A 5,428-nucleotide genomic window follows, 5' to 3' on the forward strand; every position below is an offset into this window, starting at 1 on the left:
TGTGACCTTCAGAGCTTTTTGGCGCCACATTCACACTGGTAGTTGGCGTAGGGCGTCGGATGGCCACTACTGACGGCTTTCTTTCTGGCCCTTTCCCTCCCGGCGGAATCACCGGGTCAGGGGGGCGCACGCTGACTCCGCACGCGCTCCTGGCCTGGGCGATAGCGCGAGTAGGGTGCCGGGCATGGCTGATGTGGTTTTCCATGTGCGGCATTCCTGCGGGCACAGCATCTACTGGGACGACGGGGCGTTCGGCGCGATGGCGTCGGGCTATCCGTGCCTGTGGTGCGGGGGTGGCACGGGCACGGCCCCCCGCCCTCCGAAGGGCGTTCGGGTCGTACATCCGAGCGGAAGTAGTACGGGGCACGTCCGATTGGACAAGGACGAACGCTGCCCCAAGTGCGAGCGCCCCGGTGGCTTGCGGGGCGCCCAACACATGACGGGGGATGTGTGCTGCCAGGGAACAACTCCGACCGCCTAGAACCGGTGCGGCGGACGTCGAACGGCGCACGCGCCGGTGGTCGGTTCGATCGAGGGGCTGGCCCGGGGATCTTGCTTCACTGGGCCAGCCGCGGAGTCTCTACAGCGCGAGGTGCTGGCGGAGCTTGCCGCGCTGGGCGGGCAGTTCGTCCCCGAGGGAGAAACCGAGGGTGGGGAACCTCTCGGCGATCTCGCCGGGTGTGAGGGGGGCGGTGACGGGGATCTCCCAGTCGCCGCCGTGGGGAACCCAGTCTCCCTTGGGGTCGATGGCGCGGATGCGCTTCACGGTTCCGTCGACGACGTAGACCATCGCCTTGACGTACGGGCGCTTGTGGTCGGCCAGGGGGAAGAGCTGGCGGTCGGCGTCGTACTGCGCCGGGCTGTGCTCACCCTGCCCGGTTTCACCCATGGTGCTGCCGTCGGGGCGGGTCTTGGGCTTGCCGCTGCGGTAGACGACGTAGGCAAAGTCGCCGTCGTCGGACAGGGCGCGGTAGACGGTGGCGCGGCTGGTGTGGAAGGTGTCGGCGATCTGCTGCACGGTGTACTCCTCGCTGTCGTACATCTGCCGGGCCATGCGGACCTGCGTTGCGGTCAGAGTGGAGCGGCGCCCGCCGGTGCGGCCCCGGGCGCGGGCGGAGGCCAGACCCTCGTGGGTGCCCTCCACGATCAGTTCGCGCTGGAACTCGTCGATGGCGCCGAGCATGTGGAAGGCGAGGCGGCCAGTGGGGGTCGAGGTGTCGATGCCCTGCTTGAGCACCACCAGGTCGATGCCGCGCTCACGCAAGGTCTCGGCGAGTTCGATCAGGTGCTTCAGTGAGCGGGCGGCGCGGGCGAGCCGGGTGACGACGAAGGTGTCGCCGGCGCGGGCGTAGTCAAGGGCCTTGTCGAGTTCGGGGCGGCTGGCCAGCTTGCCGGACGCCTTGTCGATGAAGATCTTGTCGCATCCGGCTTCGACGAGTGCGTCGCGCTGGGAGTCGGGATTCTGGTCGCGGGTGCTGACCCGCCCGTATCCGATCTTCGCCATGCCTGAAACGTCCTCACAAACGGTGGTCGGGGCACTGTTTCGGTCGTTGAATCCGTACGCGGGTTGTGAAACCCATCGGTTGATCGGCGAGCTGGGACGTTAGCAGTTCCGCCGAAGCGCCCGCAATGGTGCTCGTAGACGATCGTTTGCGAACACCATCCGGTGGCGTGCGAAAGCGGGGGCCGACACAACCCGGCACGAGGGTGCGGGAGTTTACGAGCGCCGGTTTCACGCGCCCGTGCGCCGGTGAGGGGCGCCCCGGCCGGGAGGCACGCTGGTGGACATGGCGATACCTGCCGTCGGCCTCACTGCGCGGGGGGAACTGACCGGCTCCCAGCGCGAAGCGGCGATGCGCCGGTTCGCGGTACTACGGCCGCACCTTGAGGACGGTGTTCCGCTGGCGCGGGCCGCGGCGGAGGCGGGTGTTGCCTGCCGGACCGCACAGCGGTGGGCTGCCGCCTACCGGGACCGAGGTCTGGCCGGTCTCGTCCGTGCCCGGCGCTCGGATGCCGGGCACCGCCGTATCCCTGACGAGCTTCGGCACCTGGTCGAGGGGCTGGCTCTGCGTCGTCCGGCACCGCACATGACGTGGGTGCATCGGCGGGTGGTCGAGGTCGCCAAGGAACAGGGCTGGCCGGTGCCCTCGTACAGCACCGTGTACGCCATCGCCCGCGCGCTCGATCCCGCCCTGGTGGTGCTCGCGCACGAGGGGTCCAAGCGGTACCGGGAGGTGTACGACTTGATTCACCGCCGCGAGGCCGAGGGCCCCAATGCCATCTGGCAGGCCGACCACACCCAGCTCGACCTGTGGGTGATCGCCCCCAGCGGCAGGCCCGCCCGGCCCTGGCTGACCGTCATCGAGGACGATTACTCCCGCGCGATCGCGGGGTACGCGGTCAACCTCGGTGCCCCGTCCGCGCTGAACACCGCGCTCGCACTGCGCCAGGCGATCTGGCGCAAGCCGGACCCGTCCTGGCACCTCTGCGGCATCCCCGCCGTCTTCTACACCGACCACGGCAGCGACTTCACCTCCGCCCACATGGAGCAGGCCGCCGCCGAGCTGATGATCCGCCTCGTCTTCTCGCTGCCCGGCCAGCCCCGCGGCCGCGGCAAGATCGAGCGCATTATGGACACGGTCAACACCCTGTGCCTGTCCGACCTGCCGGGATACGCACCCCGGGGTACCAAGGACCGAGCCAGGCAGGCCCGGCTCAGCCTCGCCGAACTCGACCACGCCCTGGGCGCCTTCTTCGTCGGCACCTACAACCAGCGCGAGCACGGCGAGACCGGACACCCGCCGCAGGCCCGCTGGGAGGCCGGCGCCTTCCTGCCCCACATGCCGGACGCCCTCGAACAGCTCGACCTGCTCCTGCTCACCGTGGCCAAGCCCCGCAGGATCCACCCCGACGGCATCCACTTCCAGTCCCTGCGCTACCTCGACCCGGTCCTGGCCGCCTACGTCGGTGAGGACGTGACCATCCGCTACGACCCCCGCGACCTCGCGGAGATCCGCGTCTTCCACCAGGACCGCTACCTCACCCGCGCCATCTGCCCCCAGCTGGCCGGAACCACCGTCTCGCTCAAGGACATCACCACGGCCCGCAACGCCCGCCGCCGCGAACTGACCGGCACCCTCAAACAGCGCACCAGCGTCGTCGACCGCCTCCTGGCCGTCCACACCGCCCCCGGGCCGCTCGCCCAGGAACCGCCGACCGAGCCCGAGGAATCCCGGCCCAAACTGCGCCGCTACCGGGAGGAGTAGGCCATGGATACCCCCGATGCAGGCAGCCGCCAGACCGGCGCGGACGAGAAGCACATCCCGCCCGAGCCGGACGCTCCCGTCACGGCCCCGTTCGTCATCACCAAGGAACACCGGCGCTTCACCGAATTCGCCGACGCCGTACGCCGGGACCGCTACATCGGCCTGTGCTACGGACCGCCCGGCGTCGGCAAGACTCTCTCCGCCCGCCACTACGCGGGCTGGGCCGAAGTCGCCCCCTACCTCGACGAGTTCACCCTGATCGACGGACGCCCCGTCCCCGAGAGCGCGCTGACAGCGCGGACCGTCGTCTATACACCCGAGGTCTACAACACCCCGCGCAGTGTGCAGAAGGCGATCGCCTTCTACCAGGACCGCCTCAACTACGCCGTCCAGCTCGTCCGCGACGGCGGTCTCGGCGGGCCGGACACGGCGGCGCGCTTCACGACGCGATCCGCCCGCAATACCGAGCTCCTCGTCGTCGACGAGGCCGACCGTCTCAAGACCCCGAGCCTGGAACAGATCCGGGACCACTACGACCGCACCGGTGTCGGCGTGGTCCTTATCGGCATGCCCGGGATCGAGAAGAGCCTCGCCCGCTACCCCCAGCTTTACAGCCGCGTCGGCTTCGTCCACCACTACCGGCCGCTCTCCCCGAACGAACAGCACCTCGTCATCGCCCGGAACTGGCCCCACCTCGCCCTGGACGACCTCGGAGACTTCACCACCGCCGAAGCAGTCGCCACGATCACCCGGATCACCAGCGGGAACTTCCGGCTGACCAGCCGCCTCGTCGCCCAGATCGAGCGCGTGATGGACATCAACCAGTTGTCGACGGTCACCGCCGAGGTCGTGGAAACCGCCCGTGAATCCCTCGTCGTGGGAGTCCTGTGATGGCCGCCCGCCTCATCGGCTACGGGCTCTCCACCCTGCGCGATCCGCGCCCCGCCGAGGCCGGTGCTCTCCTCGCCGCCGGGTGCCACGCAGTCTTCCTCGACATCACCCACCGCACCACCGGTCCGCGACCAGCTCGGGACGCGGCCTTCCGGCACGTCCATCCCGGCGACTGCATCGTCATCGTGCGGCTCTCCAGGTTCGCCGCCGGCTTGCGCAACCTGCACGACCTGCTCCACCAGCTCGACGACGCACAGGTCGGACTGCGCTCCTTGGAAGAGCCGATCGACACCACCGCGCCCGACGGCGACCTCGTCATCCGCGCCGTCGACGCCACCCTGCAACTCCAAGCCGCGTGGATCACCGAAGTCACAACCGAGGGACAAACCGCCGCCCGTGCTCGCGGACAACGTCTTGGGTCCCCTCCCAAGCTCACCCCCGAACAGGCCGATCTCGCACGCCAGATGCACGCTGCGGGCCACCCCCGCCCCCAGCATCGCCGCCATGCTCAAGGTCGCAACCTCAACCATCTACCGCCTCGTACGGCAGCCCCCGGACGCTGTCGAGGACGACGAGGACTGACGGCCGGCACACCACCCCTTGCGAGCACGGGCTCAAGCGGACGGCGTGACCGGAGACCGCAGGCCGAGCCACTGCTCGGCGTCCCAGGCATGGAACCGCTCTACCTCGGTGAAGCCCAGCTTCGCCGCTAGCCGCAGCGAGCCGACGTTGGCGGTCTGGGTGTGGAGCACCACCGGCTCGCCGGGAAGGACGCCATCGAACCAGCCGAGTGCCGCCGCGCACGCCTCGGCGGCGTACCCGAATCCCCACGCCCTCGGCAGGAACAGGTACCCGAGATCGACCTTCCCCTCGGCAGCCGGGCGGCTGTGCCCCGGCGCTCTCCTGAGCAGGATCTGGCCGATCATCGCCCCGTCGAGATCAACGACGAAACTCCCGGGCCACCGCTCGGGCACCCCGGGCATCTCGCGCTCAAGCTCGTCACGCGGCCGGGGGCCGCCGAGGTAGGTGTGCACCTCTGGCGACGCCAGCAGCTCGATGAACGCTGCACGGTCCCGGGCCTCGGGCTCGCGGAGAACGAGCCGCTCGGTCTTGATCGGGGCAGGTGGCCAGGTGACGGACCCTAGTTCAGTCATGGCGGGCAACCTATCGCGCGCCCGCAAACGCGCTTTCACAACTCCCGAACAAAGCCACGGCTTCGGCGTCAGATACCGCTGAAGATTCGGCGCCGTGAAGCCCTGAAGGTCACAGGC

Annotated in this window: 5 protein-coding genes; 3 read left to right on the top strand and 2 right to left on the bottom strand. The window is 69.5% G+C overall.

The annotated features are described in order from the left end of the window. Window positions 1-580: 580 nt before the first annotated feature. Window positions 581-1,504, bottom strand: a complete 924-nt coding sequence (locus ACWC0C_RS47905; protein ID WP_450871485.1) for a recombinase family protein — start codon at window positions 1,502-1,504, stop codon at window positions 581-583. Between the two features lie 283 nt (window positions 1,505-1,787). Here ACWC0C_RS47905 and ACWC0C_RS47910 point away from each other — a divergent pair, with 283 nt between their 5' ends. The 3 genes from ACWC0C_RS47910 to ACWC0C_RS47920 are packed head-to-tail and all read left to right on the top strand — an operon-like array spanning window position 1,788 to window position 4,870. After that, on the top strand, window positions 1,788-3,266 hold the full coding sequence (locus ACWC0C_RS47910; protein WP_450871486.1) for a Mu transposase C-terminal domain-containing protein: 1,479 nt from the start codon (window positions 1,788-1,790) through the stop codon (window positions 3,264-3,266). 3 nt (window positions 3,267-3,269) lie between these two features. Then, entirely contained in the window at window positions 3,270-4,157 is an 888-nt protein-coding gene (locus tag ACWC0C_RS47915) for an AAA family ATPase (RefSeq protein WP_450871487.1), read from the top strand. After that, window positions 4,157-4,870 (top strand): recombinase family protein, encoded by a 714-nt coding sequence (locus tag ACWC0C_RS47920; RefSeq protein WP_450871488.1) that lies wholly within the window; start codon window positions 4,157-4,159, stop codon window positions 4,868-4,870. Before ACWC0C_RS47915 ends, ACWC0C_RS47920 begins: the two co-directional genes overlap by 1 nt. Here the strand turns inward: ACWC0C_RS47920 and ACWC0C_RS47925 are convergent. Then, window positions 4,772-5,311: a GNAT family N-acetyltransferase gene (locus tag ACWC0C_RS47925; protein WP_450871489.1), complete on the bottom strand. Its 540-nt coding sequence runs from the start codon at window positions 5,309-5,311 to the stop codon at window positions 4,772-4,774. The two genes, ACWC0C_RS47920 and ACWC0C_RS47925, sit on opposite strands and share 99 nt — an antisense overlap. Window positions 5,312-5,428 lie beyond the last annotated feature (117 nt).

This window comes from Streptomyces sp. NPDC001709, assembly GCF_053596375.1.

Bases quoted from the DNA above. Each gene is read 5' to 3' on its own strand.
- ACWC0C_RS47905 (WP_450871485.1), bottom strand. From the start codon at position 1,504: ATGGCGAAGATCGGATACGGGCGGGTCAGCACCCGCGACCAGAATCCC.
- ACWC0C_RS47910 (WP_450871486.1), top strand. From the start codon at position 1,788: ATGGCGATACCTGCCGTCGGCCTCACTGCGCGGGGGGAACTGACCGGC.
- ACWC0C_RS47915 (WP_450871487.1), top strand. From the start codon at position 3,270: ATGGATACCCCCGATGCAGGCAGCCGCCAGACCGGCGCGGACGAGAAG.
- ACWC0C_RS47920 (WP_450871488.1), top strand. From the start codon at position 4,157: ATGGCCGCCCGCCTCATCGGCTACGGGCTCTCCACCCTGCGCGATCCG.
- ACWC0C_RS47925 (WP_450871489.1), bottom strand. From the start codon at position 5,311: ATGACTGAACTAGGGTCCGTCACCTGGCCACCTGCCCCGATCAAGACC.